Origin of the sequence: Aquabacterium sp. (assembly GCF_050725395.1) — a bacterium.
In the GTDB taxonomy this organism is placed as follows: Bacteria; Pseudomonadota; Gammaproteobacteria; order Burkholderiales; family Burkholderiaceae_C; genus Aquabacterium.
Genome location: NZ_JBOHHL010000021.1, coordinates 39,055 through 59,330 on the forward strand (window position 1 = coordinate 39,055; position 20,276 = coordinate 59,330).

Below are 20,276 nucleotides of genomic sequence, written 5' to 3' on the forward strand. Positions count from 1 at the left end.
GCACTGACAGCCGCCAATCAGAAACTCAGGGCCGCACCTGCCTGTTCGCTGGCGCAGGCCGACAGCAGCGCAAAGAACTCTTCGCCGGAGCGGGTGTCCAACCATTGGCCGCCCTCCGTGTGGCGGAAATGAAAGCCACCTCGGCGGGCAGCCAACCAAAGCTCTTGCAATGGGGGCTGTGCATTGATGATGAGCTGGCTGCGGTTGGACAAAGTCAGGGTCAGCATGCCCCCGGAGCGGGCCGAGTCGATGTCCGCGACATCGCTTTCCAGCCAGCGGTCCACCGTGGCTTCGATGCGCGTGAGCACCGCCTGGATGGCGTCGTGGTACTGCGCGTCGGTCAGGCCGGAAGGCGTGTTGGGGGCGGTCATCGGGGGAATCCTTAGAATGTCGGTATGAAGAAACAGCTCCGGATTTTAGGCAGCATCGCAAAGCCCCTCACCGCCTGCATGCTGATCGGCACCTTGTTGCTCAGCGCCTGCGGTCAAAAAGGCCCGCTTTACCTGCCCTCGCCCGACCAAGGCGCCTCCTCCGCATCCTCTGGCACCAAGGCCAAACACACACCATGACCCTGCCCGGCTCCCCCTTTCTGGCCTTTCGTGGCCCCGATTTGTTCCTGGACGACATCCGCCTGAGCGATCTGGTGCGCGAGCATGGCAGCCCCCTGTATGTGTATTCACGCCGGGCCATGTTGGCCGCGCTGGCGCCGTACCAGAAAGCGTTGAAGGGTCGGGCGCACCTGGTGTGTTACGCCATCAAGGCCAACTCCAACCTGGCCGTGCTGCAGACCTTCGCGCAGGCCGGCTGCGGTTTCGACATCGTCTCCGGTGGCGAACTGGCCCGCGTGCTGGCCGCTGGTGGTGATCCGGGCAAGGTGGTTTTCTCTGGCGTGGGCAAGACACGGGCAGAGATGCGACAGGCGATTGAGGCGGGCGTTCGCTGCTTCAATGTCGAGAGCACCGCCGAGTTGGAGGTGCTCTCCGAGCTTGCCCACGGCCTGGGCCGCAAGGCGCGCGTCAGCCTTCGCGTGAACCCCGACGTGGATGCCGGTACGCACCCCTACATCTCGACCGGCCTGAAAGGCAATAAGTTCGGCATTGCCCACGAGGAAGCTGTGGCCACTTACCGGCGCGCCGCCGCTTTGCCAGGGCTGGAAGTGGTGGGCATCGATTGCCACATCGGATCCCAGATCACCGAAGTGGCGCCCTACCTGGACGCGCTGGACCGCGTGCTGGACCTGGTCGAAGCCATCGAGGCGGCCGGTGTGACCATCCACCACATGGACCTGGGCGGCGGCCTGGGCATCACCTACACCGATGAGGCCCCCCCAGCGGCGGACGTCCTGATCGGCCAGTTGCTGGCAAAAATCGATGCCCGCGGCCATGGCCACCGCGAGATTTTGTTCGAACCCGGGCGCTCACTGGTCGGCAACGCGGGTGTGCTGCTGACCGAAGTGCTGTTCCTCAAGCCGGGCGAGCAAAAGAATTTTTGCGTGGTCGATGCCGCCATGAACGACTTGATGCGCCCTGCCCTGTACGAGGCCTACATGGGCATCGTGAACATCCAGCAACGTTCGGATGAAACTGCACAGGTCTGGGACGTGGTCGGACCTGTCTGCGAATCAGGCGACTGGCTGGGCCGGGACCGCGCCCTGGCGGTCAAAGCTGGCGATGTGCTGGCGGTGCTGTCGGCGGGCGCCTATGGCATGACCATGGCCAGCAACTACAACACCCGCGGACGGGCGGCCGAGTTGATGGTGGATGGCGATCAGGTCTGGGTCATTCGGGCGCGGGAGCGGGCTGAGGACTTGTTTGGCCTGGAGTCCTTGCTCAAATAGGGCTCGAAGGATTTCTCCGGTTGCATGAAAAATGGAGCCCGAAGGCTCCATTTTTTGTTCATGCTCAGCTTGGCTTAGAAGCTGTGGCGCACTCCGAGTGCGACCGTGGTTTCTTTGACTTCGCGATTCAAAATACCCAGTCCTGTGGGCAATTGGTAATCGTTCTTCTCGTTCGAGAACACGGCATACAGGTTCGTGCGCTTCGACAAGTCGTACGTGCTGCCAATGGTGAAGATCTTGACATCGCGAGCCTCCAAACCGTCCACGGTGGGTGACACGGACTCAAGGTGGATCTTGCCATTGGAGAAGGAAGCGATGGCCTTGAAGCGATCGCCAAAGGGCACGCTGACGCCCAGTTGATAGCCCTTGGACACCGCATCAGGCGAGGTCACAGCCTTGCGATCCAGCTTGCCGTAACCATACTGGGCAAACAACTTGGCCACACCAAAGTCATAGAAGCTGTTCAGGAACCAGGACTCGTTGGTCGCCGGGAAATTGGCGCCATTGGGCACCGCCAACGTGGGAGTCACGCCCACACTTGACTTGTTGTTTTCATAGCCGAGCGAAGCCGAGAATTGGTCGTCGAAATAGCCCACGGTGGTCGCCCACTTGGCACCCAAGCCAGGGTTGGTTTCATTCGTGGTTTCCTTGGCGCTGTACATGGCAGCCGCACCCACTTTGCCAACCTTGGCAAAGTAAGCGACCGCATTGCTCCAACCCTGCGAGTAATAGTCGGTCTTGTAAAAAATCCGCGATGGCGTCAATTTGGAAGCACCAAATGGGCTGAACCTTTCTGCGGACAGGTACCCCAGGGAGTCCATTTGTCCCAGACGGAATAAGCCATAGTTGGTTTTGATGCCCACATAAGCATTCCGCCCCCAGAAACCGCCTTTGTCACGGGCGTTGTAAGTGTTGGAGCCGGACAGGAGGGAATTGGTCAGGTCATTGCTGGAGGTAGCACCGGTGTCCACATCCAGATAGGACTCCAACTTGAACGAAACCTCCAAGCCACCGCCGAGGTCTTCGACACCTTGAAAGCCAATGAAGCTTTGAGTCATGATGCCGTTTGAGACACGGGTGGTCGAGACATCACTGGCTGCACTGCCAGCCAATGGAGCCACGGCGCCAGTGGCGGCCACGGTCAAGGGAGAAGTTTTGAGGTTGTTGCGCTCCAGCGAAGCGTCAAGCGTCCCGTAGATGGTCAGGCCAGAGGCGGCCATGGCGCCCGTGCTGGCACAAGCCACGAGAACGGTTGCAGCGCAAACGCCAGAGAGTTTGAATGTTTTTTGCATGGATAACACGACTACAAAATAGTTACTGTGAAAAGACAAGTATTGATTGAATAACGTTCAATATCTCATGGATTAACTGCTGTGAGCAATTGAAACCCCATGAGCCTCCCCGCCATGATTCTGGCAACGCATATCATCAAATCAATGAGGAATACCATGTTCCCCGATGATATTAACACTTCACTCCGTCAGTGTTGAAGGCAAATTGATGACGGGTTGCTCCAATTCGGCAACCTGTCTCATTGAATCCATTCCTTTCAATGACAAAACACAGTAAATACCCCAATACACAAGCGTTGATCGGAATATAAAAAAAGCCGCCCCAAGGGGCGGCTTTGAACTTCAGCAGAGAAAATTTGATCAGAAAGAATGACGAATGCCGAGGCCGACATAAGTGGTCTTGCCATCGGGGTTGATTCCCGCTCCGGCAAAGACCGGAGTTTCGCGGAAACCAAAGTTGACACCCACGACATCAGGGCCCCCAACGATGGGCGTGCCGCCACCCGTGTAGACATCACCCTTCGTGTCCTTGATCTGGCCCACGCGGGCGAACAAGGAGGTGCGCTTTGACAAGGCGTAATCTGTGCCCAACATCACGCCCACATCCTTGCCCTTGGTGAAATTGCGAAAGCGGGTTTGCGAAAGCTGCGCGACCAACGACCACTCGCCCACAGGGATGCGGGTACCGATGGCCAGGAAGTCCAACTTCAAGTCCCGGCCATCCACCAACTCGTATTGGCCTTGCCCGCCAACACCATTGAAGGAGATGCCAGACCCGGACAGGGTGTACTTGGCGCCCAGGTTGAAGGCCGAGTACTTGTCCAGAACGAAGTTGGTGGGAGTCGTGCCATAAACGACGTTGTAGCCGCTGGCATTGAGCTTGTCGTTGAAATAGTTGAGGTGATAGCCACCAGTCAGTGCCAAACCACCGTCTGCGTAGGCCGCCAACAGACCAAAGGAGCGACCCGTTTTCGTGCCATCTTCAGTGCCAGCACTGGCGCCACCGATGATTTGACCAGTGGCCGCAGTCGGAGGAGTGGTCGAGCGAGCGGGACTGGTGGTGGCAGCAACACCTGCATTCGGCGAATAAGAGACCTCACCCGTGAAACCGCCGAGCTTGAGCCAATAGCTGATCTGATTGTCCTGGCGCACGTGGAGATTGTTCGTGGCCCCGCCTTCGATGAACAAGTCGGTTGCACCGAAACGCTCGGTCGTGATCAAGGCCGTGGAATAGAAAATCGGAGCGTACTGGCGGCCCAGGCGGAACTCGCCGAAGTTGGTGGTCAAGCCCACATAGCTTTGACGGCCGAAGATGCGACCGTCCTGGCTCAAGCCGCCGGTGTCATGGTTCAGTTGACCTTCCAGAACGAAGGATGCCTTCAAGCCACCGCCCAGGTCTTCAACCCCCTTGAAGCCAAACGACGTTTGCGACGTCGCGCTCGGGGAGACGCGCGTGGCGCTGTATTTGGTGGACGAAGCAACGGAGCCTTTGGACTTGCTGACGTGGTCGATGCTCACGTCGGCATTGCCGTAAATGGTCACGCTGGATTGGGCCACGGCGACACCACCAGCACCCAGAGTAGCCAAAGCCACCGCGACGGCTTTGGTCAGAACGTTCTTTTGCATGGAAGATCTCCTAGATACCCCCCGAATCGGGGGTCGGATTGGATTGTTGCCCAACCAAATCTTGGAGACTTACAGGTTTGCTCTAGGTGTCGCAAAATGGCAACATTTGGATCATCGGACATGAAAAAAGGGGCCGAAGCCCCTTTTTAGATGCGTCAGACGCAGGATCAGAAAGCGTGAGCAATGCCGAATGCCAGGCCACGTGCGCTCTGGCCTGCGGCGACGGTCACGCCACCACCGGAGATGCCCAGGTTGGCACGGCCTTCGTTGTTCACATTGGTGAACAGACCATACACCGAGGTGCGCTTGGACAGGCTGTAAGTGGCCTTCAGTGAAGAGATCACCGCATCATCGTGGTCCCCGCCGAGGGCTGCGTTGGCATTGGCAACGACGTTGCTGGCTTCAGCAATGCTGGCCGTGATCAGGAAGTCGGAACCGATGGGCACGCCCACCTTCAAGCCAGCGACGACCAGGCGGTCCGTGTTCGCGAACGCACGGGTTTCCGTGTCGTAGTAACCGGTCAGCTTGACGACGCCGAAGTCGTAGCCAGCAAACACCAGGGTGGCATTGGCCTTTTGATTGCCAGCGGTGGCGAATTGCTCGTCACGTGCGCTCAGATAGCCAACACCGGCCAGGAAAGGACCGGCCACGTACTTGACGTTCAGGCCATAGGACTTGCCAGCGTTGTTGTTGGTGGCTTCGGTGCCAGCAACGGTGGTGTCGATCGCGCCGGTACCGGCGTTGAAGCCGTTGGCGGCCGTCGAGTACTGCAATTGGGCAGTCAGACCGGACACGAACGAAGGCAACAGGTAGGTGATGGAGTTATCCACACGGCGATAGTTGGTGCCGGCACGGGTCGGCGCGATCTTCAGGTCATCGTAGGGCTGAGCGCCCAGGAGCTTGGTGTCGCCAGCCAAAGCGCCGATCGACGAATCGATGCGACCCAGGCGCAGCTCACCGAAGCCGCCTTGCAGGCCAACCCAGGCAGCGCGGTCGAAGAAGCGGGCAGTGCCGCCGCCATTGGCGCCGGTGTCCGTCTTCAGAGCAGTTTCCAGGGTGAAGTTGGCGCGCAGACCGCCGCCCAGGTCTTCAGAACCCTTGAAACCCAGGCGCGATGTGGCCAGGTTATCGGAAGAAACGCGCGACACGCGGCTGGTGGCAGCGATGTTTTCAACCGAAGCGTCAACCACGCCATACAGCGTCACGGAAGATTGGGCAAAAGCGCCCGAAGTGGCAGCCAGAGCAGCAATCGCCAGCAAAGTCTTTTTCATTGAATTCTCCAAAGTTGTACCAGAGGCCTCAGCAGCGGCGCCAAACAAGCGGCCCCGCCGAAACTCTGCGAATTGCAACAGACTTTTGCAATCGACGTGATGACAGGGTTGTCATAAACCCCAATCCGAACGGCCTATCGTTGCGCCAAGGCAACAACCTCAAGAAGCCGGATAATCGGCAGCCATGAGCATTCAAACCGATGACTTCGGAAGTCCGGCCCCCCAAAAAAGCATGAGCGTGCCAGCTTTTGATGGCCCGAGGGTGGTCGCCGCTGGCGTCACCTCACCGCACGAGGATGCCTTGGAGAGGGCCTTGCGCCCCAAGGACCTGGACGAGTACGTGGGCCAGGCCAAGGCCCGCGAGCAGTTGGAAATCTTCATCGGTGCGGCGCGCAAGCGCGGTGAGGCCCTGGACCACGTGCTGCTGTTCGGGCCACCCGGCCTGGGCAAGACCACACTGAGCCACATCATCGCGACTGAACTGGGCGTGAACCTGCGGCAAACCTCGGGCCCCGTGCTGGAAAAGCCCAAGGACCTGGCGGCGATCCTGACCAACCTGGAACGGCACGATGTGCTGTTCATCGACGAGATCCACCGCCTCAGCCCCGTGGTCGAGGAAATCCTCTACCCCGCGCTGGAGGACTACCAGATCGACATCATGATCGGCGATGGCCCTGCCGCGCGTTCGATCAAGCTGGACCTGCAGCCTTTCACGCTGGTCGGCGCGACGACCCGGGCAGGCATGCTGACCAACCCGCTGCGCGACCGCTTCGGCATCGTGGCCCGGCTCGAGTTCTACACGGCCGAAGAGTTGACGCGCATCGTGACGCGGTCGGCCAGACTGCTGAACGCCCCGATCGATGCGGAAGGTGCGCTGGAACTGGCCCGCCGTTCACGTGGCACGCCGCGCATTGCCAACCGCCTGTTGCGACGAGTGCGCGACTATGCCGAGGTCAAGGGCGATGGCCGCATCACGCGGCAGATCGCGGACAAGGCCCTGGCCATGCTGGACGTGGACCCGCTGGGCCTGGACGTGATGGACCGCAAGTTGTTGGAAGCGATCATCCACCGCTTCGACGGCGGACCGGTGGGCCTGGACAACCTGGCCGCGGCCATCGGCGAAGAGCGCGAGACCATCGAGGATGTGATCGAGCCCTACCTGATCCAGCAGGGATTTCTTCAGCGGACGCCGCGTGGGCGCATGGCCACGGCCTCGGCCTTCAGGCACCTGGGGCTGAATCCGCCGCAAGGGCCGGAGCCTTTGTTGCTCTGAAGATCCGCTGCCCCAGCTTGCCCGGGCTCAGCGCCGGCGCAGGAAGTGGCTGAATTCGTCCTGTTCGCCCACGCGCTTGGTTTGCTGGTCGACCAGGTCATTGCCCGTCTGGCGGGCAAAGGCCTGGAAGTCGCGGACGGATCCGGGGTCGGTCGCGAGGACCTTGAGGACTTCGCCACTGTGCATGTCCGACAGGGCTTTCTTGGCCTTGAGGATGGGCAACGGGCAAGTCAGGCCCCGGGCGTCAAGTTCCTTGTTGAAATCCATGGATGTCGTTCCTCGTGATGGCCTGGATTCTAGACACTTGAAGCCTCAAGCGGGGAAGACGCCGGTGGACAGATAACGGTCGCCGCGGTCACACACCACGAACACGATGGTGGCGTTGCTCACGGTTTGTGCCAGTTGCAAGGCGACCCAGCAAGCGCCCGCGGCCGAGATGCCACCGAACAGGCCTTCTTCACGGGCCAGGCGGCGGGCCATGTCTTCGGCATCGGCCTGGCTGACGTTGACGGTGTCGTCCACGCGGCGAGGGTCGAATATCTTGGGCAAGTAGGCCTCGGGCCATTTGCGGATGCCGGGGATGCGCGAGCCATCGCTCGGTTGGGCACCGATGATGCGCACGGCCGGGTTCTTTTCCTTCAGGAATTGAGAGACGCCGGTGATGGTGCCGGTGGTGCCCATGGCGCTGACGAAGTGGGTGACCTGGCCGTGCGTGTCGGCCCAGATTTCCGGGCCAGTGGTCTCGTAATGGATGCGCGGGTTGTCTTCGTTGGCGAACTGGTCAAGCACCAGGCCTTTGCCATCGCGCACCATCTGGTCGGCCAGGTCGCGGGCGTATTCCATGCCGCCGCTTTTGGGCGTGAGGATGAGCTCGGCGCCGAAGGCCTTCATGGTCTGGGCGCGCTCGACACTGAGGTCCTCCGGCATGATCAACACCATGCGGTAGCCACGGATGGCGGCGGCCATGGCCAGGGCGATGCCGGTGTTGCCCGAGGTGGCTTCGATGAGCGTGTCGCCGGGCTTGATCTGGCCGCGTTCTTCGGCGCGGCGGATCATGCTGATGGCGGGGCGGTCCTTGACCGAGCCAGCGGGGTTGTTGCCTTCGAGCTTGGCCAGGATGACGTTGCCGCGCGCGTCGTTGTCGGCGCCGGGAATGCGTTGCAGGCGGACCATCGGGGTCTTGCCGATGACGTCTTCGAGCGTGGGGTAGTTCATCGTGTCGAACGGGTTCAGCGGTGTGGGTTGGCCGCCATTGTCGCAGGCAACAAAAAACCCGCCAGGCCTGCACGGCATGCGGGTTTTGATTGATCAGGTGGTGCCCCGGGCCGGACTCGAACCGGCACTCCTTGCGGAACCGGATTTTGAATCCGGCGCGTCTACCAATTTCACCACCAGGGCTCTGACGTGAAGGGGTCGAAGTCTAGCATAGAAAACCCACGCTCCCGGGCCGGCCAGGCAGGCTCAGGGTGGCGGTGTTGGGCGGGGTCTGGGCCAGGATGCGGCCCGCGCGGATGACGTGCAAGCGGGTGGCGCGCAGGCGGATGGCTTCGACCGGATCGCGGGCTTGCAGCACGACGAGGTCGGCGCGGCAGCCCACGTCCAGGCCATAGCCCTGCAGGCCGAGGATGCGCGCGGGCGTGGTGGTGACGGCCTCGAAGCACTGGCGCATCGCCGCCTGGCTGGTCATCTGCGCCACGTGCAAACCCATGTGGGCCACTTCGAGCATGTCGCCGCTGCCCATGCCGTACCAGGGGTCCATCACGCAGTCGTGGCCAAAGGCAACGTCGATGCCTTGCGCGATCAACTCGGGCACGCGGGTCATGCCGCGTCGCTTTGGATAGGTGTCGTGCCGGCCTTGCAGGGTGATGTTGATGAGCGGGTTGGCGATGGCCGCCACGCCGGCTTCCTTGATCAGGGGCAGCAGCTTGCTGACGTAGTAGTTGTCCATGCTGTGCATGGAGGTGAGGTGCGAGCCGGCCACCCTGCCCTGCAGGCCCAGGCGCTGCGAGTGATACGCCAGGGTCTCGATGTGGCGGGACATCGGGTCGTCGGTTTCGTCGCAGTGCATGTCGACGCGCAGGCCGCGTTCGGCGGCAAGTTCGCAGAGGATGCGCACGGACTCGGCACCATCGTGCATGGTGCGTTCGAAATGCGGAATGCCGCCGACCACGTCCACGCCCAGGTCGAGGGCGCGCTTGAGTTGCGCCATCGCGTTGTGGCCACGCAGGACGCCGTCTTGCGGAAAGGCCACAAGTTGCAGATCGAGGTAAGGCTTGACGCGTTCGCGCACGTGCAGCAGGGCTTCGACGGCCAGCAGCTTGGGGTCGCAGACGTCGACGTGGGAACGGATGGCGAGCAGGCCTTTGGCGACGGCCCAGTCGCAGTAGGCCATGGCGCGTTCGACCAACGCGTCTTGCGTGAGCTTGGGTTTGAGTTCACCCCACAGGGCGATGCCTTCCAGCAAGGTGCCCGACTGGTTGACGCGGGGCTGGCCGTAGCTGAGGGTCGAGTCCATGTGGAAGTGGGCATCGACGAAAGGCGGGCTGACGAGTTGGCCGGCCACATCGATCTCTTGCCCGGCAGGCGTGGACAGCGCGGACTGCACGACCACGATCTGGCCGCCCTGGATGCCGATGTCCTGGTCGGTTCGGCCGTCGGGCAAGTTGCAATGTCGAAGGATGAGGTCCAGCACGAACGGCTCCTGGCGGTGAGTTGCCAAGGAGCCTAGCAGGCTTCACGCCAAGCGGCTCGAAGCCGCTTGCTCATGCCGTTCAGAAAGTTTCCCAGTCGTCCGAGTGAGCAGGCGCCGTGGCTTTGGCCATGACGGGTTCGGACGGGGCGATGGCCGGCGTTTTGACTTTGGGCGCCATGGGCTTGGGAGCCGTCGGGGCCTTGGCTTGCACCTTGGCAACAGGCTTGGTCGGCGCGCCATTTTGGTGCAGCGCAGGAGTCGGCACGGAGGGTGCGGCAGGAGCCGCCTGCGTTGAAGGCACCGATTGCAAGGTCTTGAAGGCCGCCACCGATTGGGCCAGCGCTTGCGCTTGCGCGCTCAGGCTCTCGGCCGCCGCCGTGCTTTCCTCGACCAGCGCGGCATTCTGCTGCGTGGTCTGGTCCAACTGGCCAATGGCCTGGTTGATTTGACCGATGCCCTGGCTTTGCTCGGTGCTGGCATGGGCGATCTCGCCCACCAAGTCGGTGACCTTGCGCACCTGCAAGACCACGTCGTTCATGGTCGTGCCCGCGGCACTGACCAGGTCACTGCCGGCGTTGATCTGCTCAACGCTGTCGCTGATGAGGGTCTTGATCTCGCGCGCGGCCTGCGCGCTGCGCTGGGCCAGCGACCGGACTTCGCCAGCCACCACGGCAAAGCCGCGGCCTTGCTCGCCGGCACGCGCGGCTTCGACAGCGGCGTTCAAGGCCAGGATGTTGGTCTGGAAAGCAATGCCGTCGATGACGCCAATGATGTCGGCGATCTTCTTGCTGGACGCCTGGATGCCGCTCATGGTGTTGACCACCTGGCTGACGACCTCGCCCCCGCGCATGGCCACTTCGGACGCCGCGCTGGCCAGTTGATTGGCCTGGCGCGCGTTGTCGGCGTTGGTGCGCACGGTGCCGGACATCTGCTCGACCGAGGCCGCCGTCTGCTCCAGGCTGGAGGCTTGGTTCTCGGTGCGCGAGCTCAAGTCCAGGTTGCCATGGGCGATCTGGGCCGATGCCGTGGCCACGGATTCCGCGCCTGCGCGCACCTTGGACACGGTGCCCGCGAAGCTGTCGATCATCTGTGCCAGAGCGCGCTGCATGATGCCGATTTCGTCCCGGCGATCGGAATGGATGGTCTGGGTGAGGTCGCCTCCGGCCACGGCTTGCAGCACTTCGGCGGTCCGGCGCACCGGCACCGAGATGATCTGCGCCATGTACATTGCCAGGACCATGCCCACCGCCACGGCCAGCACCACCACGACCAGGATGGCCCAACGGGCGCTGTTGTAGATGCCATCGACCTGCAGGCCGGCCTCATTGCCGCCCTTCACGTTCATCAGCACCAGTTGATCCAGCTTTTCATTGGCCTGGACGAACAGCTGCTGGCTGCGCCCCAAAAGGCGGGACCTGGCCGCGTCATGCTGATCGGCCTTGACCAACTTGACAATCTCCTGGTGCTCGCCCAGGTAGGCGGCCCAATCCTGTTTGAACGCGTCCCAAAGTGCCTTTTCAGCGGGGCTGGAGATCAGCTTGACGTATTGCGCTTCGCTTTTCTGCAGATCGCTCGAAGCCAACGCCATGTCTTTCTCGGCCTGCTGGCTTTCCGCCGCATCACCAGCGGACACCAACTGGAAATCACTCAGGCGCAAATCGGCCACGCCCGTGCTGTGGGCGGAGACGGCCTGGATGCTGGGCATCCAGTTGTGAACAACTTCGGTCGACTGCTCGTTGACGGCACCCAGCTTGAGCACGGAGAACACGCCCAACAGCAAGGTCATGGTCAACACCACCGCGAAAGACAACGTCAGCTTGGCGCGCAGACGCAAATTGGCAAACCACGACATCGCAACATTCCTCAAAGATCAGGTTTTCGGCAGTGTGCGCAAGAAACCTGATGCCCGATGGAACGATGCGTGGCCGAATCGCGGCCAATTCCCGGAATCAGAGGGTGCCGAAAATGCGGTCACCGGCGTCGCCCAGGCCGGGCACGATGTAACCGTGGTCGTTGAGGTGGCTGTCGAGCGCGGCGGTGATGATGGGCACGTCGGGGTGGTGCTTTTGCATGTTGGCGACGCCTTCGGGCGCGGTCAGCAGGCACAGCAGCTTGATGCTCTGGCAGCCGCACTCCTTGATGCGGTCGATGGCGGCGACGGCCGAGTTGCCCGTGGCGAGCATGGGGTCGACCACGATCACCTGGCGCTCGGCGATGTCGCTCGGGACCTTGAAGTAGTACTCGACGGGCTCCAGCGTGCCCGGGTCGCGGTACAGGCCGATGTGGCCGATGCGGGCCAGCGGCAGCAGCGACAGGAGGCCATCGACCATGCCGTTGCCGGCACGCAGGATGGAGACCAGGCACAACTTCTTGCCGCTGATGACCGGCGAATCGAAGGTGGTGACGGGGGTGGGCGTGGACAGCAGCTCGGTGGGCAGGTCGCGGGTGGCCTCGTAGGCCAGCATCTGGCTGACCTCGCGCAGCAGGCTGCGGAAGCTCTCGGTGTTGGTGTCCTTGTTGCGCAGCCAGGTGAGCTTGTGCTGCACCAGGGGGTGGTCGATCACGAAGAGGTTCGGGAAATCATGGGCCATCGTCTTGTCCTCGCTATCGTTGGTCGTTCAATCAGAACACGGTGCCGTCGCTCTCGATGAGCACCGGCGGCACACCGCCCGGGCGCTTGGCCAGGGCGATTTTGCGCCCAGCCGCCCAGGTGCCACCTTCCAGCACGCGGGCCAGGGGGAATTGCTCCAGGCTCAGGCCCAGCTCGCCGCGCACGGCTTCGGCCAGGTGGTCCAGGATGGCCACGGTCAGGGCGCGCCATTCGACGATGGGTTCGGCATCGACGGTCCAGCGCTGGGTGTGGAAGCTCCGGTCGCGGGCTTGCAAAACGCCCAGGTCGAGCAGCAGGCCGCCATTGCGGTATTCGGGCAGGCCGGTGAGCTCGTCCAGGTCGGTGATGGTGAGGCCGGCGTCTTCCAGGGGCTCGAGCATCGAATAGGTCAGCCACTGGCTGAGCTTGTGGAAAGGCACCCAGCCATCGGGCGCATTGGGGTGGCGCCAGCAATCGCCCAGGTTGACGCCGTTCAACTGGTGGCGGCCGGACCAGATGTCGCCCAGGGTGTTGAGCAGCAGTGTCAGCACGGCGGTGGCCTTGACCTTGCCAGTGGGCGCGTGGCGAAACAAGGTATCGACCAGGTGGCCGGGGCGCAGCAGGCCCGGCGCATCGGGACGGCCATAGACGGTGGGATGCTGCTCCAGCGCCAGTGACAGCCGGCGGAGCAGGTCGGCGCGGCCTTCCAGCCCGACCAGTGGATTGTCGGTGCGCACCTGCAGGGCTTGCCCCACCGCGGCGGCATCCACCAGGGCCAAGGCCTGGGCATCGGCCTGCGTGGGATGCTGCGGGTTGCTGGACAAGGCGCCCTTGGCCCACCAGCGCAGGCTGGCCACGCCCAGCCCTTCCGAGCGGCTCAGGGTCTGGCCGGTTTCCGCGTCGGCATAGCTCCAGGCGGCGCCAGCACCCGCGTCCAGCAAGACGCTGATGACGACCAGGTCGATGCGCGCCCGGGCCCGCTCCAGGCGCGCGGCGTGGCCGTCCAAACCATGTTGGTGGGACACCATGGCCCAGCGGTCCAGGCCACCGGCCTCGAAGTGGCGCCAACGGCTGTGATACGGCACTTGCAAGTCCGGGTACTGGTCGCGGATGACACCGGCCACGTAGGCGGCGGCCACGGCCATGCGCTCGGGGTGCCAGGTGAAATGGGCCGATTGCCCCGCCTGGGCCGCGGCCATCAGGGCCGATGCGCTGCGGCGAACGGCCTGGGCACTCAACAAGGATGCGGGCGCGACCGATGAGCTGGACGAAGAGACGCCGCCCTGCCCCGGCGCGCGAACGGGTGCTTGCATGTTCATGGCGGTCATTCCATCAGGCCTCGCCCCTTGGGCAGGGCCAGCTCGGTCGCATCGGGGGTGTAATGGGAGAAATAACCGGCCGCTTTCTTGGCGTCCATCTCGACCTGGGCATCCGCAGGGATCAGCTCTTCGGGGATCGGCACGCGCTCGACCACCTCGATGCCCTGTTCGACCAGCGCGCCGTGCTTCATGTCGCTCATCGAGGCCCAGCGGTCGATGCGCTTGATGCCCAGCCAGTGGAAGACGTCGGGCATCAACTGCTGGAAGCGCATGTCCTGCACGCCCGCCACGCATTCGGTGCGCGCGAAGTAGGTTTCGGCGCGGTCACCGCCCACCTGGCGCTTGCGCGCGTTGTAGACCAGGAACTTGGTGACCTCGCCCAAGGCGCGGCCTTCCTTGCGGTTGTAGATGACGAGGCCGACGCCGCCTTGTTGCGCCATCTCGATGCAGACCTCGATGCCGTGGGCCAGGTAAGGCCGGCAGGTGCAGATGTCGGAGCCGAACACGTCGGAGCCATTGCATTCGTCGTGAACGCGGCAGGCCACCTTGGTGGACACCTGCCCCAGTTTGGCGACATCGCCAAAGAAATACAGCGTCATGCCACCAATGGGGGGCAGGAACACTTTCAGGTCAGGCCGGGTGACCAGTTCGGGGAACATGCCCGCCGTCTGCTCGAACAGGTTGCGGCGCAAGGCGCTTTCCTTGATGCCGAAGCGTTCGGCCAGTCCGGGCAGGTGCCAGACCGGATCGATGGCGGCCTTGGTGACCTTGACGTCGCCATTGGCCGCCAGGATGTCGCCATCGGGCTTGAGCCGGCCTGACGCGATGGCCGCGACCAACTCGGGCATGTTGATGTGCGCCTTGGTGATGGCGATCGTGGGGCGTACATCCAGGCCCGCCGCGATCTGTTCGGCGAAAGCCACCGAGACCATGTGCCCCCAGGGATCGAGGGAGACGATCTTTTGCGCGTCCGCCCACTGGGGGTGCGGGCCGATGCTTTCAACCGGTGAGGTGTTGGTGAGGTCGGGCTTGTGGTCGCGCTGCAAGGCGCCGGACGCCACGGCCAGTGCGCGGTAAACCGAATACGCTCCCGAGTGTGTCCCGATGACATTGCGCTGAGCCGGGCTGCCCACGCTGCCGACCAGGGGCCCTCGCTCGGCCGCCGTGGGCGCCCCCCAGTGAACAGCGGCAGGGCTGCCGGGCCCGCCACCATGGCGGTTGGGGTGCGACGTGAGCACGATGTGGGCGGACATGGTCGTGGTCTCCAGCGGTGGTGTGGCGCCGTCGATGTGCGGTGCCTGTCCAGACCATAGCGAGTTGCGTGCCAGCCCGCTGTGACCGATTGCCGGCCCAAGCCTGAAATTGAAGTTCGCGCCGTGATCAATCACGGCGAATGAGGACGTTCAAGGGGCTCTATGATGGGTGTTCCTTCAGACACCACAAGCCTTGCCCGCATGCCACCTCTGCCACCGATCACCCAGGCGCTCCTGCTCATCAACGTTGCGCTGTTCTGCATTGACGAAGCCCTGGGACACGTTTTGTCGTTCTGGCTGGCGTTGTGGCCCCTGGAGTCGACCCAGTTCTACCCCTGGCAGGTGGTGACCTACGGCTTCATGCACGGCTCGCTCACCCACCTGTTCTTCAACATGATGGGCATCTGGATGTTCGGCGCCGAGTTGGAGCGGGTCTGGGGTGCCAAGCGCTACAGCCAGTTCATGCTGGCCAGCATTTTCACGGCGGCCCTCACGCAGTTGCTGATGTCACAGCTGAATGGTTCGATGAACCCCACGGTGGGCATCTCCGGTGGCTTGTTCGGCCTGCTGCTGGCCTTCGGGATGATGTTCCCCAACCGCATCATCGTGCCGCTGATCCCCCCCATCCCGATGAAGGCCAAGGTCTTCGTGGCCATTTTCGGCGGGCTTGAACTGATCCTGGGCGTGACCGGGACGCAAGCCGGCGTGGCCCACTTCGCCCACCTGGGCGGCATGCTGGGCGGCTGGCTCATGATCCGCTACTGGCGCGGCCAACCCCCCTTCCCGCCCAAGCGCCGGGGCGGCCGCCCTCACTGATTTTTTCGGTAAGACGACAAAGCGATGCCCGCCGCGATGAGCAGCAGGGCACAGGGGTGGTACCACCGGGGGCTCTGCCCCAGCAGCAGCGCCGACCACAAGGCTGCGAAGATCGGGGTCAGGTTGCCGAAAAAAGCCGCCACCGTCGGCCCGACCGCCTGCACGCCCAGGCCCCAGCTTCGGTAAGCCAGGATCGACGGGCCCACGGCGATGAACACCAGGCCCACGACCAGGCGCACGCCGGGTGACCAGGCATTGAGGCGGTCGATGGCGGACACGACGGGCTGAACCGACGCCGAAGCATCCACCGACGCAGGCATGGCCGCCCACTCCGCGCCGCTGCACAGCAGGGCCCACGCCAGGCCGAACAGCACTTGCAGGAACAGGAACTCGGCCCAGTCCCACCCGGGCCGCTGCCCACCCGACATCGACGCGGGCGGCCGCGCCAGCAGCCAACTGTAGAAGGCCCAGGCCAGGCTGGCCAACAGCATCAGCAGGTCGCCCGGCACCAATTGCACTTGCTGCAAGGTGCGCCACTGCCCCTGCGAAATGACCAGCAGCACGCCCAACACCGACAGGACCGCGCCGCCCCACTGCCGCCGCCCAACGGCCTGGCCAAAGCACACCGCGCCCACCAACATCATCCAGACTGGGATGCTGGCGCCGATCAGGGTGACGTTCAAGGGCGAGGATGTTTTCAGGGCCAGGTACTGCAAAGCGTTGTAGCTGCCCACGCCCAGGGAACCGATCAGGGCCAGGTAGGCCCAGCGCCTGCGCACGTCGCCAGGCCTTTGAAACACCCGCCAGGCCAGGGGTGCCAGCAACAGGGCCACCAGCGCCCAGCGCGTGGCATTCATCAGCACCGGCGGCATGATGCCGACCAACAGTCGGCCCACCACGGCATTGCCTGCCCACATGAAAGGCGGCAAGGTCAGGTACAGCAGGGTTCGGGCGTCGAGCTTCAAGGCGGGCCACCAAAAGGTGAGCCCGCCATTAGATCAGAGGGGCCTCAGGCGCGCGTGCCGCCACGGATGGTGTTGTCGGTGATGACCTTGCCGGCGTTCGGACCGCTGAGCGCCGCTCAGGTCGGCCGCGGAGTTGACCGCTGAATGTGTCACTCCTGGCTGGTTGCAAAGGCCGGCCGACGTCATGGCATGTCGCACCGGCAACCACAACTAGGCTTGGAATGTGACTTGGGATGCAGCTTGGCCGTTTATTTTTTGACGGCGGTGGAACAAATTGTCCAGCGCCACGTACACCACCGGCGTCGAATACAAGGTGAGCACCTGGCTGACCAGCAGCCCGCCGACCACCGCGAAACCCAGGGGTTGGCGCAGTTCGGCGCCCGTGCCCAGGCCCAGCATCAGGGGGATGGCCGCCAGCAGCGCCGCGATCGTGGTCATCAGGATGGGCCTGAAACGGGCCAGACAGGCCTCGTGGATGGCCTCGGACGGCGACAGGCCGCGCTCGCGCTGGGCCTGCAAGGCGAAATCCACCAGCATGATCCCGTTTTTCTTGACGATGCCGATGAGCAGAACCAGGCCGATCAGCGCCATGATCGAGAAGTCCATGCCACTGACCCACAACAGCACCACCGCGCCCAGGCCAGCGGAGGGCAAGGTCGACAGGATGGTCAGCGGGTGCACGAAGCTTTCATACAGCACGCCCAGGATGATGTAGACCGCCAGCACCGCCGCCAGGATCAGGTAGGGCTGCGAGGCCAGCGAGTCCTGGAAAGCCTGGGCCGCACCCTGGAAGCGGCCCGACACGCTGGCGGGCATGGCGAGCTCGGCGCGCGCCTGCTCAACCAGCGTGACCGCCTCGCCCAGCGACACCCCCGGCGACAGGTTGAACGACAGGTTCACCGCCGGCGACATGCCGTTGTGCGCGATGCTCACGGGCCCGTTGTCGAGCGGTTCGATCCTGGCAACCTCGGCCAGGGGCACCATCTGCCCGGTTTTGGGCGAGCGCAGGTACAGCCAGGTGAGGCTGTCGCCGCGCCCACGCAGGGCAGGGTCGATCTCGAGCACCACTTGGTACTGCGTGACCTCGGTCTGGACCTCGCCGATCTGGCGCTGGCCATAGGCGTTGTAGAGCAGCTGGTTGATGTCGTCCACGTTCAGGCCATAGCGGGCCGCCGCCTGCCGGTCGATGGTCAGGCGGGCCACGCCGGCGCCCATCTGCAGGTCGTTGGACACGTCGCGGAACTGGGGCAGCTTGAGCAGGCGCTCGGTCAGCTTGTCGGACCAGGTGGCCAGCTCCTCGCTGTGGTTGCTTTGCAGGGCGTATTGGTACTGCGTGCGCGAAGAGCCGGTGCCCAGGTTGATGTCCTGGGCCGCCCGCATGAAAAGCACCACGCCGGGCACCTGGGCCAGCTTGGGCCGCAGGCGGTCGATCAGACCCTGCACCGACACATCGCGCTCACCCCGGTCTTTCAGCGAGACGAAGAAGCGCCCCGTCGACATGTTCGCGCTGCCGCCGTTGCCGCCCACCGAATGCGCGATGGTCAGCACCGCTGGGTCCTTGGCCACGATCTCGGCGAGTTGTTTGTGCTTGGCCACCATGTCGTCGTAAGACATGTCCTGCGCGCCCTGGCTGGTGCCATACAGGAAGGCCGTGTCCTGCAAGGGGAAGAAGCCCTTGGGCACGCCCACATAGCCCGCCACCGCCAGCCCCAAGGTGGCAAAGAACGCGGCGAGCACGGTCCGTGGGTGGGCCAGGCTCCAGCCCAGGCTCCGGTCATAGGCCGCGATCACACCGCTCAACCAATCCCGGTCCTGGTGCTTGGGCGCGTGCGTCATGAAGCGGGACGCCATCATGGGCGCCAGCGTGAGCGAGGCCACCACCGACACCAGGATGGCCACGGTGACCGTGAGCGCGAACTCGCTGAACAGGCGGCCCACCATGCCCCCCATGAAGAGCAGCGGGATGAAGGCCGCGATCAGCGAGATGCTGATGGACACCACTGTGAACCCGATCTCGGCCGAGCCTTGCAAAGCGGCCTGGCGCATGGGAACACCCGCCTCGAGGTGCCGGTGGATGTTCTCGACCACCACGATGGCATCGTCCACCACGAAGCCGACCGCGATGATCAGCGCCACCAGCGTCAGGTTGTTCAGGCTGAAGCCCAGCACGTACATGGCGGCAATGGTGGACACGAGCGCCACGCCCAGCACGGCCGTGACGATGAGGGTGGCCGACACCTGCCTCAGGAAGAGTCCCATCACGACCACCACCAGCACCACGGTCACGGCCAGGGTGATCTCGACCTCGTGCAGCGACGAGCGGATGGTGCGGGTGCGGTCGCTGAGCACGCTGACCTCGACGCTGGCGGGCAGGCGCTCTTTCAGGCGCGGCAAGGCCGCCAGCACGCGGTCCACCGTGGCCACGATGTTGGCGTCGGGCTGGCGCTTGATGATCAGGCCCAGGCCTTCGCGGCCGTTCTGCCAGCTCCTCACGTAGTCGTTCTCGGCGCCGTCCAGCACCTTGGCGACGTCGCCCACGCGCACGGGCACGCCGTCGCGGTCGGTGATCACCACGTCGGCGTAGTCCCTGGACTTGTAGAGCTGGTCATTGGTGGCCAGGGTGGCGTTGCGGTCCGTCCCGACCAGCACGCCCTTGGGCTGGTTCACACTGGCCTTCTGCACGGCGGCGCGGATGTCCGCCAGGGTCAGGCCGTGGGCAGCCAAGCTGGCAGGAGAGGCCTGGATGCGGATGGCGGGCTTTTGCTGGCCGGCGATGCCGACATCGGCGATGCCTTCGATCTGGCTGAGCTGGCGGGTCAGCACCGTCTCGGTGAGGTCGCTGAGTTCGGTCAGTGACAGCACGTCGGAGTTCACGGCCAGCACGAGGATGGGGCTGTCGTTCGGATTGTCCTTGCGCCAGGTGGGCAGCGAAGGCATGTCGTTGGGCAGCTTGCCCGCCACCGCGTTGATGGCCGATTGCACTTCCTGCGCGGCCGCCGTGATGTTCTTGTTCAGCGTGAACTGCAGGGTGATGTTGGTCGAGCCGAGGGTGCTGCTCGACGTCATCTCGGTGACCCCGGGGACGCCACTGAGCGCGACCTCCAGGGGCGTGGCCACGGCCGCGGCCATGGTGTCGGGACTGGCGCCCGGCAATTGCGCCGAGATCTGGATGGTGGGGTACTCCGCCTGCGGCAGCGGCGCGATCGACAGGCGCGGAAAGGCGAAGACGCCAAGCAGCACCAGCGCCAGCGCCATCAGGGTGGTGGCGACCGGGTGGTCGATGAACCAGGCCGAGACGTTGACGCGCCCCTTGGCCGCTGATGCGGGATGTGGGCCGGCCAT

The 20,276-nt window shown here is 63.8% G+C and carries 17 protein-coding genes and 1 tRNA gene; 4 read left to right on the forward strand and 14 right to left on the reverse strand.

The annotated features are described in order from the left end of the window. Positions 1-17: 17 nt before the first annotated feature. Entirely contained in the window at positions 18-371 is a 354-nt protein-coding gene (gene cyaY / locus ACREB4_RS13705) for an iron donor protein CyaY (protein WP_431588783.1), read from the reverse strand. 24 nt (positions 372-395) lie between these two features. Here cyaY and lptM point away from each other — a divergent pair, with 24 nt between their 5' ends. After that, positions 396-569 (forward strand): LPS translocon maturation chaperone LptM, encoded by a 174-nt coding sequence (gene lptM / locus ACREB4_RS13710; RefSeq protein WP_431588784.1) that lies wholly within the window; start codon positions 396-398, stop codon positions 567-569. Beyond that, complete coding sequence (lysA, locus tag ACREB4_RS13715; RefSeq protein ID WP_431588785.1) at positions 566-1,837, forward strand: diaminopimelate decarboxylase; 1,272 nt, start codon at positions 566-568, stop codon at positions 1,835-1,837. Before lptM ends, lysA begins: the two co-directional genes overlap by 4 nt. Before the next feature lie 74 nt (positions 1,838-1,911). Here the strand turns inward: lysA and ACREB4_RS13720 are convergent, their stop codons facing one another. From ACREB4_RS13720 to ACREB4_RS13730, 3 genes are all read right to left on the reverse strand, one after another. After that, positions 1,912-3,129, reverse strand: coding sequence for a porin (locus ACREB4_RS13720; RefSeq protein WP_431588786.1), 1,218 nt, complete (start codon positions 3,127-3,129; stop codon positions 1,912-1,914). Between the two features lie 360 nt (positions 3,130-3,489). Next, positions 3,490-4,755 carry a porin gene (locus ACREB4_RS13725; protein ID WP_431588787.1) on the reverse strand — a complete coding sequence of 422 codons (1,266 nt, stop codon included), beginning with the start codon at positions 4,753-4,755 and terminating at the stop codon, positions 3,490-3,492. 167 nt (positions 4,756-4,922) lie between these two features. Then, complete coding sequence (locus tag ACREB4_RS13730; RefSeq protein WP_431588788.1) at positions 4,923-6,026, reverse strand: porin; 1,104 nt, start codon at positions 6,024-6,026, stop codon at positions 4,923-4,925. Positions 6,027-6,210: 184 nt separating this feature from the next. Here ACREB4_RS13730 and ruvB point away from each other — a divergent pair, with 184 nt between their 5' ends. Beyond that, positions 6,211-7,299 carry a Holliday junction branch migration DNA helicase RuvB gene (gene ruvB, locus ACREB4_RS13735; protein WP_431588789.1) on the forward strand — a complete coding sequence of 363 codons (1,089 nt, stop codon included), beginning with the start codon at positions 6,211-6,213 and terminating at the stop codon, positions 7,297-7,299. A gap of 27 nt (positions 7,300-7,326) precedes the next feature. On the opposite strand, the gene ACREB4_RS13740 is transcribed toward ruvB, so the two are convergent. The 8 genes from ACREB4_RS13740 to ACREB4_RS13775 form a co-directional block, all read right to left on the reverse strand. Beyond that, positions 7,327-7,566 carry a sulfurtransferase TusA family protein gene (locus tag ACREB4_RS13740; protein WP_431588790.1) on the reverse strand — a complete coding sequence of 80 codons (240 nt, stop codon included), beginning with the start codon at positions 7,564-7,566 and terminating at the stop codon, positions 7,327-7,329. Positions 7,567-7,611: 45 nt separating this feature from the next. Further along, positions 7,612-8,514 carry a cysteine synthase CysM gene (cysM, locus tag ACREB4_RS13745; RefSeq protein WP_431588791.1) on the reverse strand — a complete coding sequence of 301 codons (903 nt, stop codon included), beginning with the start codon at positions 8,512-8,514 and terminating at the stop codon, positions 7,612-7,614. Between the two features lie 98 nt (positions 8,515-8,612). Further along, positions 8,613-8,697: transfer RNA gene (locus tag ACREB4_RS13750), tRNA-Leu, on the reverse strand. A gap of 22 nt (positions 8,698-8,719) precedes the next feature. After that, on the reverse strand, positions 8,720-9,991 hold the full coding sequence (locus tag ACREB4_RS13755) for an amidohydrolase family protein (RefSeq protein WP_431588792.1): 1,272 nt from the start codon (positions 9,989-9,991) through the stop codon (positions 8,720-8,722). Between the two features lie 79 nt (positions 9,992-10,070). Continuing rightward, positions 10,071-11,843 carry a methyl-accepting chemotaxis protein gene (locus ACREB4_RS13760; protein WP_431588793.1) on the reverse strand — a complete coding sequence of 591 codons (1,773 nt, stop codon included), beginning with the start codon at positions 11,841-11,843 and terminating at the stop codon, positions 10,071-10,073. 97 nt (positions 11,844-11,940) lie between these two features. Continuing rightward, positions 11,941-12,582 carry a uracil phosphoribosyltransferase gene (gene upp, locus ACREB4_RS13765; RefSeq protein WP_431588794.1) on the reverse strand — a complete coding sequence of 214 codons (642 nt, stop codon included), beginning with the start codon at positions 12,580-12,582 and terminating at the stop codon, positions 11,941-11,943. A gap of 31 nt (positions 12,583-12,613) precedes the next feature. Further along, complete coding sequence (locus ACREB4_RS13770) at positions 12,614-13,900, reverse strand: DUF1688 family protein (protein WP_431588795.1); 1,287 nt, start codon at positions 13,898-13,900, stop codon at positions 12,614-12,616. Between the two features lie 5 nt (positions 13,901-13,905). Further along, the gene (locus tag ACREB4_RS13775; protein ID WP_431588796.1) at positions 13,906-15,153 is read right to left on the reverse strand and encodes a GTP cyclohydrolase II; all 1,248 of its coding nucleotides are present in this window, start codon (positions 15,151-15,153) and stop codon (positions 13,906-13,908) included. 201 nt (positions 15,154-15,354) lie between these two features. On the opposite strand from ACREB4_RS13775, the gene ACREB4_RS13780 reads away from it, so the two are divergent. Next, a complete protein-coding gene (locus ACREB4_RS13780; RefSeq protein WP_431588797.1) occupies positions 15,355-15,969 on the forward strand; it encodes a rhomboid family intramembrane serine protease in 615 nt (204 codons plus the stop codon). On the opposite strand, the gene ACREB4_RS13785 is transcribed toward ACREB4_RS13780, so the two are convergent. Both ACREB4_RS13785 and ACREB4_RS13790 read right to left on the reverse strand, forming a co-directional pair. Further along, on the reverse strand, positions 15,963-16,934 hold the full coding sequence (locus ACREB4_RS13785; protein WP_431588798.1) for a DMT family transporter: 972 nt from the start codon (positions 16,932-16,934) through the stop codon (positions 15,963-15,965). The two genes, ACREB4_RS13780 and ACREB4_RS13785, sit on opposite strands and share 7 nt — an antisense overlap. 210 nt (positions 16,935-17,144) lie before the next feature. Further along, positions 17,145-20,276, reverse strand: a complete 3,132-nt coding sequence (locus tag ACREB4_RS13790; protein ID WP_431588799.1) for an efflux RND transporter permease subunit — start codon at positions 20,274-20,276, stop codon at positions 17,145-17,147.

Excerpts from the sequence above, each read along its gene's own strand:
- cyaY (WP_431588783.1), bottom strand. The coding sequence starts at position 371 with ATGACCGCCCCCAACACGCCTTCCGGCCTGACCGACGCGCAGTACCAC.
- lptM (WP_431588784.1), top strand. The coding sequence starts at position 396 with ATGAAGAAACAGCTCCGGATTTTAGGCAGCATCGCAAAGCCCCTCACC.
- lysA (WP_431588785.1), top strand. The coding sequence starts at position 566 with ATGACCCTGCCCGGCTCCCCCTTTCTGGCCTTTCGTGGCCCCGATTTG.
- ACREB4_RS13720 (WP_431588786.1), bottom strand. The coding sequence starts at position 3,129 with ATGCAAAAAACATTCAAACTCTCTGGCGTTTGCGCTGCAACCGTTCTC.
- ACREB4_RS13725 (WP_431588787.1), bottom strand. The coding sequence starts at position 4,755 with ATGCAAAAGAACGTTCTGACCAAAGCCGTCGCGGTGGCTTTGGCTACT.
- ACREB4_RS13730 (WP_431588788.1), bottom strand. The coding sequence starts at position 6,026 with ATGAAAAAGACTTTGCTGGCGATTGCTGCTCTGGCTGCCACTTCGGGC.
- ruvB (WP_431588789.1), top strand. The coding sequence starts at position 6,211 with ATGAGCATTCAAACCGATGACTTCGGAAGTCCGGCCCCCCAAAAAAGC.
- ACREB4_RS13740 (WP_431588790.1), bottom strand. The coding sequence starts at position 7,566 with ATGGATTTCAACAAGGAACTTGACGCCCGGGGCCTGACTTGCCCGTTG.
- cysM (WP_431588791.1), bottom strand. The coding sequence starts at position 8,514 with ATGAACTACCCCACGCTCGAAGACGTCATCGGCAAGACCCCGATGGTC.
- ACREB4_RS13760 (WP_431588793.1), bottom strand. The coding sequence starts at position 11,843 with ATGTCGTGGTTTGCCAATTTGCGTCTGCGCGCCAAGCTGACGTTGTCT.
- upp (WP_431588794.1), bottom strand. The coding sequence starts at position 12,582 with ATGGCCCATGATTTCCCGAACCTCTTCGTGATCGACCACCCCCTGGTG.
- ACREB4_RS13770 (WP_431588795.1), bottom strand. The coding sequence starts at position 13,900 with ATGAACATGCAAGCACCCGTTCGCGCGCCGGGGCAGGGCGGCGTCTCT.
- ACREB4_RS13775 (WP_431588796.1), bottom strand. The coding sequence starts at position 15,153 with ATGTCCGCCCACATCGTGCTCACGTCGCACCCCAACCGCCATGGTGGC.
- ACREB4_RS13780 (WP_431588797.1), top strand. The coding sequence starts at position 15,355 with ATGCCACCTCTGCCACCGATCACCCAGGCGCTCCTGCTCATCAACGTT.
- ACREB4_RS13790 (WP_431588799.1), bottom strand. The coding sequence starts at position 20,276 with ATGGCCGGCCCACATCCCGCATCAGCGGCCAAGGGGCGCGTCAACGTC.